The following is a 20,990-nucleotide window of genomic DNA, read 5'->3' on the forward strand; positions in this document are numbered from 1 at the left end:
AAAAAAGATTCCAGCTATCATTTTTTGATAACTGGAATCTTTTTTAACTTCATAAGGGCTAGTTATGTCCCAGCCCCTTTTATATAAGTGCCTGCTTCTTTTCTTTATCATCTGTTCGTGTTATAAAATTAGCTAGTTGTGAACTTGCATTACCATTTGAATAATCATTCCATAAATTAGCAAATGCATTAATTTGCGTTTTATTAAAATTATTTTGTTTAATCTCTCTTATGATAGACTCTGTAGAAGTGACAACTGGTCCAGGCATCTGCTTTTCATAATCTTGAATGATTCCTCTTTCCTGTTTATATTCTTCTAAATCATATGCATAAAATATCATAGGTTTTTGATATATTGCATATTCAAATGGGATAGAAGAATAATCCGTAATTAATAAATCAGTAACCATTAATAAGTGATTTGTCTCAGCATAGTCTGAAACATCATATACAAAATTCGGATAGTTATTGATTAATGAGTTAGAAATAGCAGGGTGTAATTTAACAAATAACACATAGTCACTGGATAGATGATTATATAACATTTCCATATCAAGCTGAACTTGATAATTACTGAGTTGCTTATCACGAAAAGTAGGAGCATATAAAATAATCTTTTTATCTTTTATAGTTGGAAATTCTAACTGAATTTGTTTAGAAATTCTTTTTTCTTCCTTCTTGTCATAGAACACATCGGTTCTTGGAATTCCAGTTCTAAGAATAGATTCATTTGGTAAATTAAAGCTTTGGCGAAATATAGTTGCCATACGCTCCGAACCGACTACAGTATAATGAAATTTGTTATAGACCTGTTGAAAACGCATAATTGCTTTCTTGCTTCTGTTCTTTATAGAAGGATCCATTAGCCCAAATTTCTTTATTGCGCCTGCAGCATGCCAGAGTTGAATACAAGTCGTTTCAGGTTTAAAGTTTGTTACAGCTAAAAAACCATAATAGTTATCTACTAAAACAGTAGTTGCTGTTGCTAAATGATAGATTGATTGTACAAATGAAAGGGGATGCTTTAGGCTAAATAGAATTTCTTTATTAATGATATGCTGTTGGAATGGATAGTTACATTTAGGGACTTTTAAGATTATTATCTCTTCTTCTGGTGTCTGTTTACGTATGGCTTGTGCTGTATAATAAATATTGTCCCCAAAAGTTGCCACACCAACAGTTTTCTGCTTTTGGGGAAATAATTTGCATAAGTTAAAGATGAAATGAAATACTTGAAGGTAAACAGAGATGGCAATTTCTCTAACCATTGTTAACCTTTAAATCTGTCTTTATCTTAGTTGTTGAAATACCAATAGTTCTGGGCAAATAAACGACCTCACAGTATTCCTTTAAGTAGTCGAACTGACCTTTCCAGTCGTCCCCCATTACAAATACATCAATTTCATGTTTTTGAATATCCTGGATTTTTTGTTCCCAAGTATTTTCATCAATAACCTCATCTACATAACGAATTGCTTCAAGAATCGCTTTACGTTGCTCAAATGTATAGTAAGCTTTTTTACCTTTCAGTTCATTGAACTCGTCAGCGGAAATTGCTACTATCAAATAGTCGCCGTATTCTTTTGCGCGACGTAATATATTTATATGACCTGTATGAAGTAAATCAAACGTTCCATAAGTAATCACTTTTTTCATTTTAATTCCTCCAATTTAAATGAAGAAGCATTATAGGTCAATATGCTAAATTTCACTTATTATTATAATAACATAAGTTTACATAAAATTAACACAGGGTTTACACTTTGATAATAATTACCACTTTATGAGTTGAGAAGGGAAAATAGAACAGTTATAATTCTAAAAGAGAATAGTTGAAAAAGTGTGTGTAATTTGGACAAACCTAACAATTCCCCCTTTTTAATCGAAAAGTCTTTGACAGTGTGGATAATAAGATTATTAAGGTCCACATTATTAAATATTTCAATGATAAGATACTTTCGAATATAGTTGGTTGACATGATGTGGTTACATCTAAATTCGACACATTATGATATAATATCCATATCTATAATAACTGAGGTGAATGAATTGATTTATGCTGGAATTTTAGCAGGTGGTAAAGGAACTCGTATGGGAAATGTTCCTATGCCAAAACAGTTTCTAACATTAAATGAAAAACCAATAATCGTTCATACTGTTGAAAAGTTTATTCTTAATAATCGATTTGAAAAGATAATAATTGCTACTCCAAAAGAGTGGATTAATCATACAAATGATATCCTTAAAAAATATAAAATTGATTTACCTAAGGTGGAGGTAATCCCTGGTGGAAGTGATAGAAACGGTACAATTATGAGCGTAATAGACCATATTGAAAGAAATTACTCACTAAACGATAGTGATGTCTTAGTAACTCATGATGCAGTTCGTCCTTTTTTAACTCATCGGATTATTCAAGAAAATATTGATCAAGGGCTTGTTCATGGAGCTGTTGATACTGTTATAAATGCTATAGATACTATTGTTGAATCAAAAGATAATGAGTTTATTTCTTCTATACCGAGACGTAATTATATGTATCAAGGACAGACTCCACAAACTTTTAACGTTCAGAAGTTAAAAAGACTTTATAATGAATTAACAGATGAAGAGAAAGTTATTTTAACAGATGCTTGTAAGATTTTTTCTATAAAGGGAGAAGCTGTCAAGCTTGTGCAAGGTGAAATATTTAACATTAAAGTTACCACTCCATATGATTTAAATGTTGCGAATGCCATTATAAAAGGGAGCTTGGATCAATGATAAATCAAGTTTACCGACTAGTTTCTCCAAGACAGTTTGAAGTAACATATAATGATCAATCTATAATTTCCGACAAAGTAATTGTTAGACCAACACATCTTTCTATTTGTGCTGCCGATCAAAGGTATTATACGGGCTCTCGAGGGAAAGAGGCGATGAGGAAAAAGCTACCAATGGCACTAACACATGAAGGGGTTGGGGAAGTGGTTTTTGATCCGACAGGAAACTATAAAGTTGGATCAAAAGTTGTTATGATTCCCAATACGCCGGTTGAAACCGATCCCTTTGTTGGTGAAAATTATTTACGGTCAAGTAAATTTAGATCTAGTGGCTACGATGGTTTTATGCAAGACTATGTTTTTTTAAATCAAGATCGAATTGTAGAACTACCAAATGATATGAATATGGATGTAGCTGCATTTACAGAACTTGTGTCAATAACAGTACACGCACTTAGCCGTTTCAAGAAAAAAGCACACCAAAGAGTTAATACTTTTGGGGTTTGGGGAGATGGGAATTTAGGTTACATTACATGCCTTTTTTTAAAAAAACTATATCCAAACAGTAAAGTAACTATTTTTGGTAAAACAGATTATAAATTAAACCACTTTTCATTTGTTGATGATACGATTAAAATTGATGATATCCCCGAAGGTCTTTCCATTGATCATGCTATTGAGTGTGCTGGAGGAAAAGGAAGTCAATATGCACTAGAGCAAATCATCGATCATATTAATCCAGAAGGTACGATATGCCTATTAGGAGTCAGTGAATATCCAATTGAAGTTCATACTAGAATGGTATTAGAAAAAGGATTAACCTTGATAGGGAGTAGTCGAAGTGGTGCTTTTGATTTTCAGCAAACAATAGCTATTTATAAAGAACATCCCGATATTGTTGACTATCTAAGTACGATAATTGGTAATGTCTTTGATGTTACTAAGATTAATGATGCTACAATGGCGTTTGAAAGTGATTTATCGAGTTCTTGGGGTAAAACTGTAATGAGGTGGATGATTTAACATGAATCATCTATCGTTAAAAAAAAGAATTTTTTTAAGGGCTTATAAATCGCTGTTTAGAGCAATTTATAATGTTTTCTCTTTTTTTAGAAAAACGGATGAGAATAAATTTGTTATTGCTTTATATAGATCAAAAGAATTAGAAGGAAATTTAGAATATGTTAGTGATGAGATAAGAAAAAATATTTCTAATGCTAAGATTCATCTTGTAATTGGTGAGAACAAGATGAATCTTAGACTGTTTAAAGAAATTCCAATGTTATCCAATGCAAGGTATTTGATACTTGATGATTATTATTTACCAATTTACCTGGTACAAAAAAAGAAAGATCTGAAAGTAATACAGTTATGGCATGCAGCAGGTGCCTTTAAAAAGTTTGGTTATAGTACATTAGGAACTAAATTTGGTCCAGGGGCTGATTATTTAAAACTAGTGCCAATACATTCAAATTATACACATGTTTATGTTTCATCTAAAAGAGTAGTACCATTCTACGCAGAAGCATTTAATATGTCGGAAAATAAAATTTTTCCACTCGGAATGCCACGAGTCGATTTTTTTAGAGAGAAAAGTAAATGCGAGAGGATAAGAACAGAGATACTAGAAAAATACCCTATATTAGATGGAAAGAGAATCGTGAAAATATTAGTGGCACCAACATACAGGGCGAATGGCAACCAAGGAGAAACGACATTTAATATAATTGATTCAATGGTTGATATATCACATTTGCTCCATAATAATGTACAAGTTATTTTTAAGCCACATCCTTATACAAAAGAATTAGACTTAAATCGCTTAAGTAAATGTCCAAATATTCTTTTAGCAAGTAAGCATTCCATTAATGAGTGGATGGTAGTTGCAGATGCGTTTATTACAGACTTTTCTTCTTCTATTTTTGAATTTGCTCTGTTAAAAAAGCCAATGGCGCATTTGATTCCAGATCTAGACGAATACGATAAAAATCGAGGACTATATCAAGATATAAATCAACTATCAGATGGGACAATTTTAACTATGAATGACCAATTGGCTGACTGGATAAATAATAGGACTCCCAATGAATACTTTAATTCGTCAAGAATGATTCATTATAATTTCGATGATATTCAAAACATAACCAAAAAAATTGTCTATCATTTTACGCATAAGTAGAAAGGGGTGGGGTAAAAGTGTACCGTACACCAATTGATAACAAGAACGTGGAGATAACAACAGAAGGTGCCGTAGTAAATCAGATAACTAAATTAAACATTAACGGTCCTTACTTGGATATTGAAGGCTATGCTTCAATGAAAGACCATTTTCCGCTTCAAGAAGAAAGGGTACGTAAAACGTTAATGTTTGTTCCAAACATTAATATAGAAGAACTAAGAGAAACAGTTGATGAATATAAAGAATTAACGGATGAACAAATTTTGGAGCATAATATTATTGAGATCGCTTTAGATAATTGTCAATTAAATGAACTCGAAAATTTAGATGAACAAATTTCTGTAGAGTCTTTGCAATCATTAGCTGGATATAAAGGAACGATTGATTTGTCTCTAATTAATCAAGGAAAGCCGTTATTAAGTGGGGATTACAACCTATATATTAAACTAGAACAGCTTGCTCCAAACAATGACAAAATTAAATTCGAAAAAACATTACCGTTATCAAGAGTAAAAAAGTTTATAAAGGGAAGTAGTATTCTTAATACGAAGTTAGAGTATTTTTCATCAAAAAAAGTATTAAAGTATAATTTAGTCGCATCCTTTGATAAATTCAGTAAAACGCTTCACTTAAAGAATACATTGTTACAATCATACGATCCTAGAGATCTTCCGGGAAGTGAATTGTATAAAGAGTCAAGGTATATGAAAGCAATCAAACGAAGATTTTTTAAATTTGTTTATATGTTGTGCAGCATACTGCCTATTAATAAAAGAAAAATATCATTTGCATCTGACAGTCGTTCTGAATTAAATGGTAATTTTTATTTTGTATATGAAGAATTATATAAGCGTAATTTAGATATAGATGTAAAATTTATTTTTAATGAACGAATAAATAATAAAAAAACATTTGGTGATCTAGCTAAAACAGCGCTTCAATTTGCAACGTCTAAGATAATTCTTTTGGATGATTTTTACCCGTTAGTTTACCCACTTAAAATCCGTAAAAATGCTGACTTGATTCAAATATGGCACGCTGCAGGAGCTTTTAAAACATTTGGATATAGTAGGATAGGCAGACCTGGTGGGCCATCGCCAAATTCTAAGAATCATAAGAATTATACAAAAGCAGTTGTAAGTAGTGAAGGAGTACGAGAAAATTATGCAGAAGGATTTGGAATTACAGTAGATAAAATTTATCCTGCTGGGATACCTCGGTCGGATATTTTCTTTGATGTGAAATATAAAGATTATGTTCGCAAAACGTTAACAGAAAAATATCCATTTATAAAAGGGAAAAAAGTAATATTATTTGCACCTACATTTCGGGGAAATGGTCAGGCTTCAGCATATTATCCGTTTGAAATATTGAATTTGAAAAAACTGTATAATGAGCTACATGAGGAATATGTTTTTTTATTTAAGATTCATCCATTTGTCAACAACAAACTAAATATCCCATATGAATATGCTGATTTCTTTTTTGACCTCAGTGATTATCGCGAGATAAATGATTTGTTGTTAATTACAGATATATTAATTACAGATTATTCATCTGTCTGTTTTGAATTTGCGCTACTAAATAAACCGATGTTGTTTTTTGCATTTGATGTAGAAAAGTATATTGAAGAGCGGGACTTCTACTATAATTATTTTGATTTTATTCCTGGTCCTCTATTAAAGACAACGTCTGAAATAATTTCAACTATAAAAGAGCAGAAATTTGAAACGGAAAAGATTCAATCATTCGTTAAGTATTTCTTTGATGATACTTTGGGGAATGCATCAAAAAATGTTGTCGATCACTTAATTATTCCAAGCCTTAACGATAATCCGCTTTATGAACTTGAGGATGAGACAAAGTTATCTCCTCCTTCTTCAAGAATTGAATTATTTGAACGTAGTATTAGAGATCGAAATACTGAAGAAAGTCCGTAATAGTTAATGTTTTAATCTAAACTGTATTGAGTTAAGGTGAATGAGAGAGGAAACATTTATGAAATCAGCAATTAAAGTTATAAAAGAACAAATAGATAATTTTTATCTAATAAGAAGACTATCCATTTATGAATTAAAAAGCCAAAATAAAAATAATTACTTGGGTATGTCCTGGGAAGCTATTAATCCAGCTATCCAAATATTAATATATTGGTTCGTGTTTAGTACACTTAGATCACGTGAGCCAATCGATATGAATGGGATAGAAATACCATTCTTTAGTTGGTTGATTGCAGCATTCTTTTTATGGATTTTCTTTTATCAGTCAACGATACAAGGGTCAAAGTCTATCTATACAAGAATTAAGATCTTATCAAAAATGAATTTTCCTATGAGTGTTATACCAAGTTTTGTTATATTCTCTCAATTTTATGTGCATGTATTTATGTTATTGATATCGATAATTGTACTTCATTTTACAGGATTTACAATATCTATTTACTATATCCAGCTATTGTATTTTGTATTTGCTGCATTATGCCTCTTATTTGCCATATCTCTAATTACATCAACATTGTCTACAATAGTAAGGGATTTCCATATGCTTTTAAATTCGGTGTTACGTATGATGTTATATTTATCAGGAGTATTATGGCCATTAACACTTTTATCAGATCACCAGACATTAATGAGCTTAATGAAGCTTAATCCTTTGTATTACTTAATTGAAGGTTATCGTGCTTCTTTATTTGGAACAGAATGGTATTTTATTACGAACTGGGAGTATACATTATACTTTTGGGGATTAGTAATAATAATATTGATATTGGGATCTACATTACATGTTAAGTTTAGAAGGCATTTTATTGATTATTTGTAAAGGTATGTGAAAAATGGAAAAAGCAATAATTGCAAAAGATATAGTAAAAAAATATAAATTATATAATGGTCCAAAGGAACGATTACTTGATTTAATTATTCCTAGAAGTTATGGGGAAGATTTTTATGCTCTTTCAGGTGTTGAATTTGAGGCAGATAAAGGTGATATTATAGGATTTGTAGGTGTTAATGGCTCAGGCAAATCAACCTTATCTAACATTATTGCTGGTATAGTTCCGATGACATCTGGGGAGTTAATAATAAATGGGCAAGTAGCCTTGATTGCTATTTCTTCAGGATTAAAAGAAGATTTAACGGGTCGAGATAATATTGAATTGAAATTATTGATGCTAGGTTTTAATAAACATGAGATAAAGGAACGTGAACCTGATATTATTGAGTTTTCAGAGCTTGAAAAATTTATTGACCAGCCTGTAAAATCCTATTCAAGTGGTATGAAATCGCGATTAGGATTTGCCATTTCAGTAAATGTTGATCCAGATATCCTTATTATTGATGAAGCCTTATCTGTAGGAGATAAAGCATTTGCTGAGAAGAGTTTCAATAAAATGAGAGAATTCAAAGAAATGGGAAAAACTATGATATTTGTAAGTCATTCCATCAAACAAATGAAGAAATTCTGTGAAAAAATTGTCTGGCTTGAATATGGAATGGTTAAAGATTTTGGAACAGTTGACGAGGTACTTCCAAAATATGAGGCATTTTTGAAAGAATGGAAAAAAATGCCTAAACCAGAAAGGAAGGTATATAGACAAAAAGCTTTGGATCATCGAAAAAATACACCAATAGTATAAGTGATTCAATTATTAAGATCGAATTTAAAATACTAAAGGAGCATTTTTATGAAAAATATTATTATAAGATCAGGTATGTCACCACTTGATACATTTGATGCCTCATATATAATGGGTAATAATTCCATTGGAGGTAACGTAGGTAACTTAGTATACCAATATAGTGTCATACGCACATTAATGACTGAAGGAACCTCAATTACTCCGGATTATTATAATTATGACCCAAATAGAGCGGACGAAATTAATGAAAAATTTGATTGTTATATTATCCCTTTAGCCGATGCATTTCGTAAAGATTTTATACCTACATTGAAGAAATATACGAGGTTAATAAAAAAACTAACTATTCCAGTTGTTGTTATCGGTGTAGGCTTACGAGCGCCTTTTGAACCAAAATTAGATGAAGGTTTTCCATTTGATGAAGATGTAAAAGATTTTGTTAAAGCTGTGCTAGAAAAGTCAAATATGATAGGAGTACGAGGCGAGATTACTTCTAAGTATCTCTCTCGTTTAGGATTTCGTGAGGGAATTGACCATACTGTAATCGGATGCCCATCAATGTATACGTTTGGTAGAGAGTTGAAGATTCGTGATACAAACATTACAAAGGAGTCTATGGTTTGCGTGAATTCTTCTAGACTTTCACCTAACCATGTTTTAGACTTTATTTCACGAAGTATGAAAGACTTTCCTAATCACTATTTTATACCGCAATGGATGAAAGAAATGAAGCTTGTTTACAATGGTGCACCACCAATTGCTAAACAAAGTAGTAATTATCCCGTTAAAATGTCTGACCCCGTTTATATGAATAATCGTGTACGTTTTTTCTTAAATGTACCTACCTGGTTAGATTTTATTAGTAGAGCAGATTTAAGTTTTGGAGCAAGGCTACATGGGAATATAACAGCTACTATTGCTGGGACACCTAGCCTTTTAATTCCAAAAGATGCTCGAATGCGTGAATTAGCTGAATATCATAATTTGACTCATGTTTGGGCAAATGATATTACTAAGGATACTAGACTATCTGATTTAATTGAAAAAAGTGATTTCCACCTACCGGAGAAAAAACAAGGGGTCAATTTTGATCACTTTATTAATTTTCTAAATAAAAATGATTTAGATCATATATATAAAGATAGCATGTCGCCTTCAGTTATTCCTTTAGACCTTGAATTATCAAAAAAAGAACTTCTTCCACCTATATATCCAATCAGTGGATGTAGTATGGAGGAAATGGTAATGCGTTTGGAAACCTATTACCCTCAACAAGAGGAAAAAAGTAATAAAGTACAAAAAGAATTAAAAGCTAAAATAGCTAAAAAGGATAAAACGATTAATAAATTAAATGCAACTTTGAATAGAAAATCAGTAAGATTAGCTTTAAAAACAGCAAATATGTTCAGGATATAATGATAGGGGGGAGGTCATTAGTGTACCTCCCCTTTCATATGGTGTAGGAAAATACAAGAGTATGGTATGCAAAAATAATTAACTCAATATTATAATTATTGATTTTCTCCCCTGAAAGAATGAATAGTCAACCGTAATATATAATGATATTATATATGCAACAACCAATATTATTAAGTTTCTTTTTTATGTGAGTTTGTATTGTAGAGGGTCGCTAATTGGACGTGAAAGGTTGCATTAAAATGAAGATGGACAAAAAGTTAGTTAAATTAATGGATATACCATTTATAAATATTGCAAAAAAGGACCTATTAAATAATAACTTATATCCAAGTTTAGACAAAAGACAAAAATGTTATGTTGTTACAGCTAATCCTGAAATCGTTATGAAAACAAGAGAAGATGCTTCCTATAAGAAAATGGTTAAAAAAGCGGATTACATTGTACCTGATGGAGCGGGTATTGTTATGGCTTCAAAGCTTCAAAAGGAACCAATTCAAGAACGTGTTGCTGGTTATGACTTAATGTTGGACTTATTAGCGTATGCAGATAAGCATGGGTTATCATGCTATTTTTTAGGTGCTAAAGAGCATGTGAATGAAAAATTGGTAAGTAAAGTTAAAGAAAAATATCCGGACTTAACGCTTGCTGGTCACCATCATGGTTACTTTTCAATAGACGATCCTTCCATTGTCAACGATGTTGCAAATAGTAATCCTGATCTTATATTTGTGGCGTTAGGATCACCTCGGCAAGAGGCTTGGATTACGCAGCATATGGATAAGTTCACGAAGGGCTTATTTATGGGAGTTGGAGGAAGTTTTGATGTACTGGCAGGTGAAGTAAAGAGAGCTCCAGAAGGTTGGATAAACCTAAATTTAGAATGGCTATACCGATTGTTAAAACAACCGTTTCGATGGAGGAGGATTTTAAAAGCGGTAGAGTTTATGGTTCGTATATTTTTAAAGAAAAAGTAAGGGCGTGATCCAATCATTGGACCACGCCTTTTTAATTGCCTATATTAATTTATCTCATATATAACTGGCAGTAAGACCCTCACTGATTGAAGTTTCACTTTGTAGTTGAATCATTCTCTTCGTTTGCATCAGCACTGAACTCAGAGTTATTCACATTTGAAGTGGAAAGGTCAAGATGCTCTCTCAATTCGTGCTCTATGTCATTTCTGCTTTGTTCATCTACTTGATAATACCATAATCCGTCATTCATTTTTCCACCAGTTCCGTCTAAACTGACAGAACTTAGAGAAAGATTTGTATTCATTCCATAACTCACAAAGCTCTTCATTTCATTAAAGGATAGACTTGTCTTCATATTGTTGCCGACAGCGGTTATTAAATCATCAAGCTTTAGTATAGATGATGCTGAAGCAGCTTGCTTCACAATTGTCTTTATAATTTCCTGTTGCCGCTTACCTCGTTCTATATCACTATCATATTTCCTTGTTCTGGCCAATGCTAACGCTTCTTCACCATTTAGTTTTTGGTACCCAGGGGTTAAATGAATGGCATTCTTATTATCTTGTGAATCCATTTCAACGATCTCAAATGGTACATCATACTGAATACCACCTAAGGAATCAACAACTTCTATGAAAGCTTCAAAGTTTAAACGAACATAGTAATCTACTGGTACATTTAAAAAGTCTTCGACAGTTTCAATTGATTTTTTGGGTCCGCCAAAATAATGAGCATGATTAATTTTGGTGTAACCATGATCTGGCACATTTACGTACGAATCTCTTGGAATGCTTAGTAGCTTCACACTTTTACTACTTTTATTAAAGGTTGCTAGAATCAATGTATCTGACCTGCTTTTTTCATTATAGCCCCGATTTTCACTATCATCAACACCGATAATTAATACGGATACATTATCCTCTACAGGATCTACCGATTCATTCCTTAATTTGGATGTTTCATTTTCTCTTCCAACTTTTTCATAGGAGTCATTTGCAGCATTTTGAGCAGTTGTATATATATGGAAACCATAAGAAAGGACTGTAATGAATAGTATGGTAAGGGGAATCAGTAAGTACAACAGTAGTTTTTTTCTATTCTTCTTCTTTTTTTTCTTACGTTTTGTGATTCTTGAAAAATTGTTATTTTCGTTAGACATTTTATTTACTCCTCGTCAAACGTACTACATACTATTTTACTATTAAGTGACTAATTCGTAAATTTAAAATTACATTACATTATTGTAAGATGTATGTTTTTCCATTTATATATAAGAGAATTAAGCATTTTTATCCTATTGTAATCTTCTTAATTATTTGGCTGCGATCAGATGCTGGGACTTATGGGTAGCCTAATAGATTCAATCCGACATGTATGCACCAAACGGATTAGTATTCCCTAAGCTTTTCGATGCAAGACATGTCGTATTTACAATAATTCCATCAAGAATGTTTACACGTTAATTATCTATTTTGAGTGAAGCAGTTTTAGTTTGTAATTGATCTGTAACGATTCTCTGTTTTCCTGATTCTAAACCCACAATTAAAATGATAATTGAAATAATAAATAGCATAATAAGTGGAACTTGCCATCCGTTTGTTAAATCATGTAATGCACCAATTAAAACTGGCCCTAAAGCTGCTAATAGATAACCAAACGATTGGGCCATCCCTGACATTTCCGCTGCCTGTTGGCCGTTTGATGTTCGAAGACTGAAGAACATCATCGAAAGACTAAAGGCACTTCCGCCAGCAATTCCTATAAAAATAACGGATATAACTAGTACAGGAATAATTCCAGAAAATAATCCTCCAATTCCTATCATAAATAGAATGGCAGTTATACTAGCTAATAGCTTCTGATCATTCATTTGTTCTGCAATGACAGGAATAATAAACGTTACCGGGATAATAGCAAATTGCATAAGGAACAGCATCCAACCAGCGCTATCCGAACTAAAACCATGAGATTGTAATATTTCAGGAAGCCATGTAATTAGCGTATAAAATATTAACGATTGTAATCCCATGAATAATGTAATACACCATGCTAGTGTGGATTTCCAAATAGACCCCTCTGCTTGTGGTGTTGCACTTGTTGTAGGATCTGACTTGTTTTGTTTTTGTAACTGAGGAATCCAAAAAAGCAGGGCAATAAAGGAAAGTATCCCCCATACAGCCAGTGAGCCTTGCCAGCCAATGTCTCCGATAGAAGAAATAGGAACACCTAAGCCAGATCCTAAAGCTCCAAATACGTTCATGAAGACAGCATATATCCCTGTCATTAATCCTATCTTAAGTGGAAAGTTCATTTTTATTAAGCCTGGTAGCAATACGTTTCCAATTGCGATAGCTAACCCAATAAGAATGGTTCCAGAAAATAAAAATATGGAACCAAATAGGGAGCGAATAATAATACCAATTGTTAATAGTGTGATAGAAATAAATATTGTCCATTCTATGCCGATTCTATTTGCTATTTTAGGAGCAAACGGTGATACAAGTGCAAAAGCAAGTAAAGGTAAAGTTGTAATTGTTCCAGCTAACGCATTACTAATTCCTAAATCGTCACGTATATAGGAAATTAGGGATCCAACAGAAGTTAATGGAGCTCTTAAGTTTGACCCAATCAAAATAATTCCAATTAAAAAAATCCAAGTATTGCGGTTTTCTTGTGTCTTTTCTAAAGTTAGTCTATTATTATTCAAAATTTTTCCTCCGAATCTATCATAACAACGGAACTAATCCGAAGTTTATTTCTAAAAAAGTGGTATACTGGAGCAACCTTGTCCTCTATTGCTCTTGAAATTCTGTGCATGCTTTATAATCTTTTTTTAAATTCATTAATATAAGCATCAACATACTTTGTAGCACCATCTATATCTTGATGTCGAATCGCGTCTAAAAGCTCGCTATGAATTTCCTTGTTATAATCGAATTGATTATCCATTAGCATAATATCGCGGATAGAGGAATATAACGGATCTGTCATATGTTCATATAAATCTTGTAGCAGCTTATTATTTGCAGCTCTTACCATATTTTTATGAAAAGTGATATCTGCTTTAATAAAATCCTCCATAGCACCTCGTTCAGCCGCATCCTGACACTGTTTAATACTTGCGTGCAGCTTGTTTATATCCTCTTCACTTCGGCGTTTTGCTGCCAACTGAGCTGCCTCTTTTTCTAAGGCTAATCTAACCTCTAACGTTTCTAGTAGATCAGATTTTTCGATGTAGCGATGCATTGCAGCTTCTAGGGAACTTGATGAACGGACAATCGTTCCGCTTCCTTGTTTTGTTTCTAATAAACCTGCGTGTACTAAAGCATGAATAGCTTCCCTTAATGTATTACGACTAACACCGAATTCTTCCATTAATTCCATTTCAGGTGGAACTTTATCACCAATAGACCAATGACCATTTTCAATTAAATTCTCCATTTGCGAAACAACTTGGTCGACTAACGATATGCGATTCGTTTTCTTAAGCATTCTTTACACTCCGAATTTGTAGGATGATTGGTACATAGGATATATTATCAGATCGTCATAAGCATGTAAATAAAAGCATCCTTTTATGTGCAGATAATAAAAAAATCAATTATCCTTTTTACCTGTTGATATTATTTAATTCACATTCTCCCAGCTGGTTAAGTGACCCTCTCTTTTCTCTATGTCTAATAAATAACGTCACATATTTTTCTTTTCCTTTCATGCCTCCTTCTTACTACTCCATACGAATGTAAGGATAGAAGGAGGTGAAGAAATATGGCAACGACACAAATAATGGACTCTTCATTATGGTTGGTATTTGACGGAGGCTTGGATGAGGTAACTGGAAAATCAATCGTTAAGACAAAGAGCTTTAATAACGTCAAACCTACAGCAAACGCAGAACAGCTATATACAATAGCACAAGCGATTGCTGGATTGCAGCAGCTTCCGCTTCATTCCGTTGAACGTAAGGATACCTCAGCCATTGAGCCAGTCTAAGGAAGAAGAAGGTAACTAAGTAAGAAGGGAGGGAATACGTTGAAAAAACTAGAATTGAAATTTGCGAATAAAGAAGGAAAGACAGTAACTTATTCGATTGATCACCCCATAGTACCTGCAGACCCAACTGCTGTTAACGCAGCTATGGATGAAATTCTCAAACAAAATGCATTTTCGTCAAGTGGTGGGGAGCTACTCTCTAAAAAGAGTGCTCGAATAGTAGAACGGATTGTTGAGGAGATAGATATTAATTAACGGCACCAATCCGTAAAGAGGAAGAGAGCTGTAACAAAAGACAGCTCTCTCTCTTTCTAAACAATGGGAATACACGCTCTTTTTCATGATCAGCCTCAGCCTATTGTGAATACAAAGGTGTCTTTAGTCGGTTGTTCTTCCAGCTGGAATCTAGGTGATGCCAGTTATTCTACACGAAGCTGTTTATAACAGCCATTTTTTAAACGTAGTCTAGGCTATATTTTAATTTTCATTTAACTAAAAAGGAGGCGATGGCTATGGATCCATGGATAGCTTTTATTACAGATGTTGGCTTTCCGATAGCTGTAACATTTTATCTATTGCATCGGATTGAAGGGAAATTAAATGTTTTAATCGATTCCATTCATGCATTGCCAGAGCGATTAAATTATAAATAACTGAAAAACTTCGGAGTCACCAGATTCCGGAGTTTTTCATTATCCCATTAAATAACTATAATAGTTCAATTTTCCTACTTACTAGTCACGGTATGTCGATTAATAAGTGAATCTAGTACTTTTTTAACTTAGATAATAAAAGGTAATCACTTATAATTTTTAAGGGGGTTTATCCTACATATAACTGCCAGTAAGCCCCCGACCTCAAGCAATAAAGAGAAGCTAACATTGGTAAGTGGGAGATCGACTGCCAGTAAATGTTCGATTGCTTCAAAGGTCTTTAGGTTATACCCTTGTGGTACTAACAATTAGTGTGGGATAAACAAAATCCCCCAACTGCTTGAGGTTTACATTTTATAATACCGAGTACCTGTTGCATTACGTTAAGCAGTTAATTGTCTTCAACATATGAAGACAGTATTATTTGTGTGAACCAAAGAAGAGAGGATTATGTAATTCATGAATGAAGAAGTAAAAATCGAACGTGCACCTATTGATAAGGCATTATCAGAGCTTCAAGCTACCATTCAAAACTTTGAAAAGTCCTATACAAGCATGAACAAAGAAGATAATACAGGTGCTATCCTGCATAAGCTTGAAGAAATTAAAAACACATTTGAGCAAATCAATTCTTCCTACCACGCTTTAAAACATAATAACTCAAAAGCTACGAATCAAGCTGTGGAAAAAATGCAAGGAATGGACCATACCCAATCGACTTCTATGTATTGAGATAATGCTTTTGCGTAATATCTATTAAGCTTTTAAGGATGATGTACTATGTATAAGGTAATGCTTCTATTAATTGGAACACTACTAGTCATAATGGGCTGTAGTAATGATGATGCAAGCAAGATAAGTAAAAATGCTTCTCAAGTTAAACAAGTCTTAGAAGATAATTTAACCTATTCTGAAGATGAAAATATGGATAAGTATCTGGAGACAATTGTAGAAGCGAGTAGGGAAGATACAAAAAAACAATTAGAAGTATTTTTTAAGGATTATGATATTACGTATGAACTATTGGATTTTAAGGTAATAGAAGAATCGAATGATCGCATTGTAATTGAGGCAGAACAGCGGGCAACGGCATCATTTATTGCAGCTGGCGAATCGTATCGTGATCATATTGCACATATGGAGTATGTATTTGTCAATGAAAGCGATGGATGGAAAATTGCCAGCTCAACTGTGACGAAAACAAATATCATTAAATAGTAACGATATGACGTTAATTCACATTCTAGCTATCTAATTCTGTGCATGTAGAAGCAACATGCAATAAAAACATAGTTTACGATAATCACATATTTACAGTGCCTTACATCACATGTACGCTAATCATGTAAGTTCAATTCTGAATATTACAACGTTATGTGGATGGGAGCACGCTATATGGCAAAAACAATTATTTTTTATGATTATGATTTTCCTATAGATGGTAATAGACCAAATAGATCTATTTTGGAAGACTTAAATGGAACAATTGTAACTGCTAATTCATTGGAAGAAGCTCTTGATGATGATCAGGTAACTTGTTTTATTAATCTACATGGTTCATTTTTTCCTAAAAATGCTTGGAAGGCGATCTATTCTTATTTAACAACCGGAAAAGGTATGGTTCACTTTGGTGGCATCCCTTTTCGAGTTCCATGCTTTCAAGAAGACGGCAAATGGAAAAAAGAACGTGAACAGACTGCGTACCACCAACAATTAAATATTCACGAGGCTTTGCCAGTAAAAACGAAGCAGGTCACGCAATTACAATCCAATTATGATATTCCCATTTTTAAAGGAAAGGAAAAGCTATTTGCCATCCAAGATACATATAACTTTATCCTGCATGTTACCAAATCCAGTTCTTTAAAGGGAGAAATGGGTGCAGCAGGACCAATGGATGCTAGGATATTCCCTTTGCTACAAGGATTTACGGATTCCGGAAGAAAAGTAGCTGCTCCGAGTGTTCTGATTGAAAATAGAAACGGAGCGTTTACAGGCGGTCGATGGATATTTATTAATCAAAGGATGGATAAACGGTTTTGGAGCAAATTAGGAATTGAATTTTTGGGAGAATTAGCGCTATTTACCAGTCATGGTGTGACGGAGATGTCCTTGCAGGTGAACTATGCTACATATGAAAAAGGGGAACAACCGATGGCTAGCTTACAGATGGAGTCCTTTACCGATGCACCTGTCCAATGGGAGGTTAGATTAACAGTAAGTAGCAATTCAGAACCACTTTATACAGAGACTATATCAATAAAAGCTAGTAAACAACGCTATAATCATTCATTTATTATTCCGATTACGATTGAACCTGGATTATATCATGTAAGTTGTTATATTGAGTCAGAGAACGGTGAGGTACGCTCACTCTATCAGGGATTCTGGGGGATGGATAAACAGCTCTTGGCTAGAGGGGAGCCCTTATCCTGTGATCGTGATTACTTCCATAAAAACGGACAACCTATGCCAATTGTTGGAATGACCTATATGACCTCAGATGTTGCTCGTTATTTTTTGTTTCTCCCTAATGCCCATTTATGGGATAACGATATGGCACAAATGAAACGTGCTGGGATTAATTATATTCGTACTGGAATTTGGACAGGCTGGCGCAATATGATGTTTATTGATGGATACATGGATGAAGCCGTCCTCCGAGCCATTGATGCCTTTATACTATGTGCTAAAAAACATGATATCGAGGTCACCTTTACGTTCTTTTCCTTTACTCCTGAGGCTTGGGACGGTGAGAATCCTTATCTTGATTCTCGTAGCTTGAAGGCGCAAACACGTTTTATTACGTCGATAGTTTCTAGACATGTAGAAACAACAAATATTAACTGGGACTTAATTAATGAGCCGTCTGTATTTGATCCCAACCGTCCATTTGCTGGTCCTAAAACTAGTCATGATAGCTATGATCGCAGAAACTATCAGAAGTGGCTTAAAGCACGGCACGGAACTGTACGTGAATTAAGAGAAAGGTGGAATGTAACGGAAGAAGAATTACCTTCTTTTGCAGCAGTTGAACCACCAGAGGCCTCTGAAATCAATTTTGGAATAAGGGATATGATGTCTGGGAAGAAAGGATTATGCTGGCTTGATTACACCTTATACACGATGGACATGCATAATAAATGGGTAAAGGAGCTAGCAAGTTCGATTAAGAACTTAGCTGGTGATCAGCTAGTTACTGTGGGACAGGATGAAGCACTTGGTGGATTGCGACCATCCCCATTGTTTTATAGTGAAGCCGTTGATTATACCAGTAACCATACATGGTGGTTTTTAGATGACTTAATTTGGGACGGAATATTCACTAAAACGCCTGCAAAACCTAATTTAATTCAAGAAACAGGAATCATGTATGTTGAAAATGCAAATAATCACGCCAAAAGAAGTGAGGAAGAATTACGAAATATATTAGAGAGGAAGTATGCTTATGCTTTCTCAACTGGTGGAGCGGGTGCAGTTCAATGGCTGTGGAATACAAACTATTTTATGAATAATATTAATGAATCAAATATTGGAGCAATACGTGCAGATGGGACTGAAAAACCAGAGGCAAATGTATCCTATGATTATGGAGAATTCATGTATAAAATAAAAGATTTATTTAGAGGTAGGAAGTTAGAGGATATTGCTGTAGTTTACCCATTTTCTAATGATTTCTCCAATCGTAGATATTCCATAAGGGCGACTACGAAATTAACACGTGTATTAGCTTATGAAATGAATATGCCATTTCGAGCTGTTAGTGAATATCATGTAGAAGAAATATTGAGCGATTTGCCCAAATTACTTATTATTCCAAGTCCACATAATTTTAGTTCAAGTACATTCGATACGATATTAACAATGGTAAAGGATAAAGGCGTTAATCTGTTATTCACTGGTGCAATTAGTATCGATGCATATTGGGGCCATACCTCTAGAACAGAATCGATTCTAGGTAAAACCAAAACACAAAATCTTGTTCGTGAAGAAATACTTGAAATGAATGGGCAGGATTACTTTGTATCGTTTGGGAATGAAAAGATAGGTGAATTGTTGAAAGAAGTAGATGTAGGTGGAAAGACTATGAAAGAAGTTCCATATGGAAAGGGTATGATTTACTGGTGTGGGTTACCTGTGGAGTTAAACGAACGTAATGAACCAATAATAGCTTTATATTCCTATGTTATGAGACGATCAGGAATACCTGAAGAGTTTCAATGGAATAAAGGAAACCTCCCCGGGATGTATGGAAGAAAATTAACCTTCAAACATGGTTGTTTATATATATTTGTATCAGAATGTTCGAAAGATATCGAAATAAAGATTACCGATCAAAAGACGAATACTAGTTATCTATTTTTACTTGAGTCAGAGCGTACTGTAATGTATGCAACGGATATGAAAGGTACTATAACAGCGGTATATCGACCTGAAGAGGTAGAAATTATAACGAAAAATTAGAATAGGAAATGTGTACGAGAAGGAAACGAAAAAGGCTTAATTTCTAATAATTAAGTCTTATTTTTCTAAATATTATAATAAAAAGAAAGATTTCTATGCTATACTTGCTGAAAGGTGTTTTTTCTTGTCGATAGTTGTAAAGTAGAGCTATTATTCTATTTTAATTATTAATACATCCAATTATTTCCATTACGCCACTTGTTTTGGTATTTACAAAAGAAGTTCAGTGGGGATTAGGAAGGAGAGTTAGAAACAACGAGGTAAGCGTTTACATAGGAGTGATATAAATTGTCTTTATTTAATGGTTTTTTACGATGGATATATGATTTTGGTAATTGGCTTTATAAAGTCATGTATTTACATATTTTATGGGTAGCTTTTACCTTATTAGGATTAATAGTATTTGGTGTTTCCCCTGCAACTACAGCCTTATATACAGTCATGCACAAATGGTATGAGAAGGACTTCGATATACCGATATTTAAAAATTTTTATGCTGTTTATAAACAGCATTTTAAGACTAGTAATGCATTTGGTATTTTATTTATGAGCATTGGGGCATTTATGTATATAGATATTGCCATATCGAAAAATTACATTCAATCCTTTTATTTTCATGCATTACTTTTATTTATTGGTTCATTATATGTTATTATGCTGCTCTATTTTTATCCTGTATTTGTTCGTTATAACTTAAAATTCCATCAATATATTAAACAATCCTTTCTTATTGCATTGGCCAGACCATTAGAAACAATAGCAATGATTATTAGTATTATTCTACTTTTATATGTATTCTATTTCCTGCCAATATTATTGGTTTTTGCTGGATCATCAATAATTGCTACACCTATCATGTGGTTTGCCCACCAAGCTTGTTTACAAATAGAGAATAAACAAATGAGTTAGT

21 protein-coding genes are annotated in these 20,990 nt (G+C 33.3%); 15 read left to right on the top strand and 6 right to left on the bottom strand.

The genetic code is table 11. The features are described 5' to 3' along the window. Window positions 1-79: 79 nt before the first annotated feature. Together Q1A47_RS02860 and tagD are read right to left on the bottom strand one after the other, a co-directional pair. Complete coding sequence (locus tag Q1A47_RS02860) at window positions 80-1,267, bottom strand: CDP-glycerol glycerophosphotransferase family protein (protein ID WP_166530170.1); 1,188 nt, start codon at window positions 1,265-1,267, stop codon at window positions 80-82. After that, complete coding sequence (tagD, locus tag Q1A47_RS02865; protein ID WP_026680019.1) at window positions 1,260-1,655, bottom strand: glycerol-3-phosphate cytidylyltransferase; 396 nt, start codon at window positions 1,653-1,655, stop codon at window positions 1,260-1,262. The genes Q1A47_RS02860 and tagD overlap by 8 nt, the downstream gene beginning before the upstream one ends. 393 nt (window positions 1,656-2,048) lie before the next feature. Between tagD and Q1A47_RS02870 the strand changes: the two genes are divergently transcribed. The 8 genes from Q1A47_RS02870 (at window position 2,049) to Q1A47_RS02905 (ending at window position 10,970) form a co-directional block, all read left to right on the top strand. Further along, window positions 2,049-2,762 (top strand): 2-C-methyl-D-erythritol 4-phosphate cytidylyltransferase, encoded by a 714-nt coding sequence (locus tag Q1A47_RS02870; RefSeq protein WP_026680020.1) that lies wholly within the window; start codon window positions 2,049-2,051, stop codon window positions 2,760-2,762. Then, window positions 2,759-3,784 (top strand): ribitol-5-phosphate dehydrogenase, encoded by a 1,026-nt coding sequence (locus Q1A47_RS02875; protein WP_026680021.1) that lies wholly within the window; start codon window positions 2,759-2,761, stop codon window positions 3,782-3,784. Before Q1A47_RS02870 ends, Q1A47_RS02875 begins: the two co-directional genes overlap by 4 nt. A 1-nt stretch (window position 3,785) precedes the next feature. Continuing rightward, window positions 3,786-4,940, top strand: a complete 1,155-nt coding sequence (locus tag Q1A47_RS02880) for a CDP-glycerol glycerophosphotransferase family protein (protein ID WP_166530169.1) — start codon at window positions 3,786-3,788, stop codon at window positions 4,938-4,940. Window positions 4,941-4,957: 17 nt separating this feature from the next. After that, entirely contained in the window at window positions 4,958-6,880 is a 1,923-nt protein-coding gene (locus tag Q1A47_RS02885; protein WP_152525398.1) for a CDP-glycerol glycerophosphotransferase family protein, read from the top strand. A gap of 58 nt (window positions 6,881-6,938) precedes the next feature. Next, on the top strand, window positions 6,939-7,760 hold the full coding sequence (locus Q1A47_RS02890; protein ID WP_026680023.1) for an ABC transporter permease: 822 nt from the start codon (window positions 6,939-6,941) through the stop codon (window positions 7,758-7,760). A 13-nt stretch (window positions 7,761-7,773) separates the two neighbouring features. Beyond that, window positions 7,774-8,574 carry a teichoic acids export ABC transporter ATP-binding subunit TagH gene (gene tagH / locus Q1A47_RS02895; protein ID WP_026680024.1) on the top strand — a complete coding sequence of 267 codons (801 nt, stop codon included), beginning with the start codon at window positions 7,774-7,776 and terminating at the stop codon, window positions 8,572-8,574. Window positions 8,575-8,622: 48 nt separating this feature from the next. After that, window positions 8,623-9,993, top strand: a complete 1,371-nt coding sequence (locus tag Q1A47_RS02900) for a polysaccharide pyruvyl transferase family protein (protein WP_166530168.1) — start codon at window positions 8,623-8,625, stop codon at window positions 9,991-9,993. Window positions 9,994-10,241: 248 nt separating this feature from the next. Then, complete coding sequence (locus Q1A47_RS02905) at window positions 10,242-10,970, top strand: WecB/TagA/CpsF family glycosyltransferase (RefSeq protein WP_034678512.1); 729 nt, start codon at window positions 10,242-10,244, stop codon at window positions 10,968-10,970. A 94-nt stretch (window positions 10,971-11,064) separates the two neighbouring features. On the opposite strand, the gene Q1A47_RS02910 is transcribed toward Q1A47_RS02905, so the two are convergent. The 3 genes from Q1A47_RS02910 to Q1A47_RS02920 all read right to left on the bottom strand — a co-directional run bounded on the left by Q1A47_RS02910 (window position 11,065) and on the right by Q1A47_RS02920 (window position 14,462). Continuing rightward, on the bottom strand, window positions 11,065-12,129 hold the full coding sequence (locus tag Q1A47_RS02910; protein WP_026680027.1) for an LCP family protein: 1,065 nt from the start codon (window positions 12,127-12,129) through the stop codon (window positions 11,065-11,067). 300 nt (window positions 12,130-12,429) lie between these two features. Beyond that, complete coding sequence (locus tag Q1A47_RS02915; protein WP_166530167.1) at window positions 12,430-13,677, bottom strand: MFS transporter; 1,248 nt, start codon at window positions 13,675-13,677, stop codon at window positions 12,430-12,432. A gap of 113 nt (window positions 13,678-13,790) precedes the next feature. Then, entirely contained in the window at window positions 13,791-14,462 is a 672-nt protein-coding gene (locus Q1A47_RS02920; RefSeq protein WP_121603883.1) for a FadR/GntR family transcriptional regulator, read from the bottom strand. A 276-nt stretch (window positions 14,463-14,738) separates the two neighbouring features. On the opposite strand from Q1A47_RS02920, the gene Q1A47_RS02925 reads away from it, so the two are divergent. The 3 genes from Q1A47_RS02925 (at window position 14,739) to Q1A47_RS02935 (ending at window position 15,616) form a co-directional block, all read left to right on the top strand. Beyond that, window positions 14,739-14,963: a DUF1659 domain-containing protein gene (locus Q1A47_RS02925; protein ID WP_026680030.1), complete on the top strand. Its 225-nt coding sequence runs from the start codon at window positions 14,739-14,741 to the stop codon at window positions 14,961-14,963. A 39-nt stretch (window positions 14,964-15,002) separates the two neighbouring features. After that, window positions 15,003-15,218: a DUF2922 domain-containing protein gene (locus Q1A47_RS02930; RefSeq protein WP_026680031.1), complete on the top strand. Its 216-nt coding sequence runs from the start codon at window positions 15,003-15,005 to the stop codon at window positions 15,216-15,218. A gap of 257 nt (window positions 15,219-15,475) precedes the next feature. Next, the gene (locus Q1A47_RS02935) at window positions 15,476-15,616 is read left to right on the top strand and encodes a YvrJ family protein (protein ID WP_080668622.1); all 141 of its coding nucleotides are present in this window, start codon (window positions 15,476-15,478) and stop codon (window positions 15,614-15,616) included. Between the two features lie 146 nt (window positions 15,617-15,762). Here the strand turns inward: Q1A47_RS02935 and Q1A47_RS02940 are convergent, their stop codons facing one another. After that, on the bottom strand, window positions 15,763-15,924 hold the full coding sequence (locus tag Q1A47_RS02940) for a hypothetical protein (RefSeq protein WP_299630465.1): 162 nt from the start codon (window positions 15,922-15,924) through the stop codon (window positions 15,763-15,765). A 151-nt stretch (window positions 15,925-16,075) separates the two neighbouring features. Here Q1A47_RS02940 and Q1A47_RS02945 point away from each other — a divergent pair, with 151 nt between their 5' ends. From Q1A47_RS02945 to Q1A47_RS02960, 4 genes are all read left to right on the top strand, one after another. Then, window positions 16,076-16,348 (top strand): Wadjet anti-phage system protein JetA family protein, encoded by a 273-nt coding sequence (locus tag Q1A47_RS02945; protein WP_166530166.1) that lies wholly within the window; start codon window positions 16,076-16,078, stop codon window positions 16,346-16,348. 48 nt (window positions 16,349-16,396) lie between these two features. Next, window positions 16,397-16,834, top strand: a complete 438-nt coding sequence (locus Q1A47_RS02950) for a hypothetical protein (protein WP_026680033.1) — start codon at window positions 16,397-16,399, stop codon at window positions 16,832-16,834. A 177-nt stretch (window positions 16,835-17,011) separates the two neighbouring features. Then, on the top strand, window positions 17,012-20,080 hold the full coding sequence (locus tag Q1A47_RS02955) for a beta-galactosidase (RefSeq protein WP_166530165.1): 3,069 nt from the start codon (window positions 17,012-17,014) through the stop codon (window positions 20,078-20,080). Window positions 20,081-20,368: 288 nt separating this feature from the next. Further along, on the top strand, window positions 20,369-20,989 hold the full coding sequence (locus tag Q1A47_RS02960; protein ID WP_026680035.1) for a YesL family protein: 621 nt from the start codon (window positions 20,369-20,371) through the stop codon (window positions 20,987-20,989). Window position 20,990 lies beyond the last annotated feature (1 nt).

The organism is uncultured Virgibacillus sp. (genome assembly GCF_947495635.1).
Taxonomy (GTDB): domain Bacteria; phylum Bacillota; class Bacilli; order Bacillales; family Amphibacillaceae; genus Virgibacillus; species Virgibacillus salarius.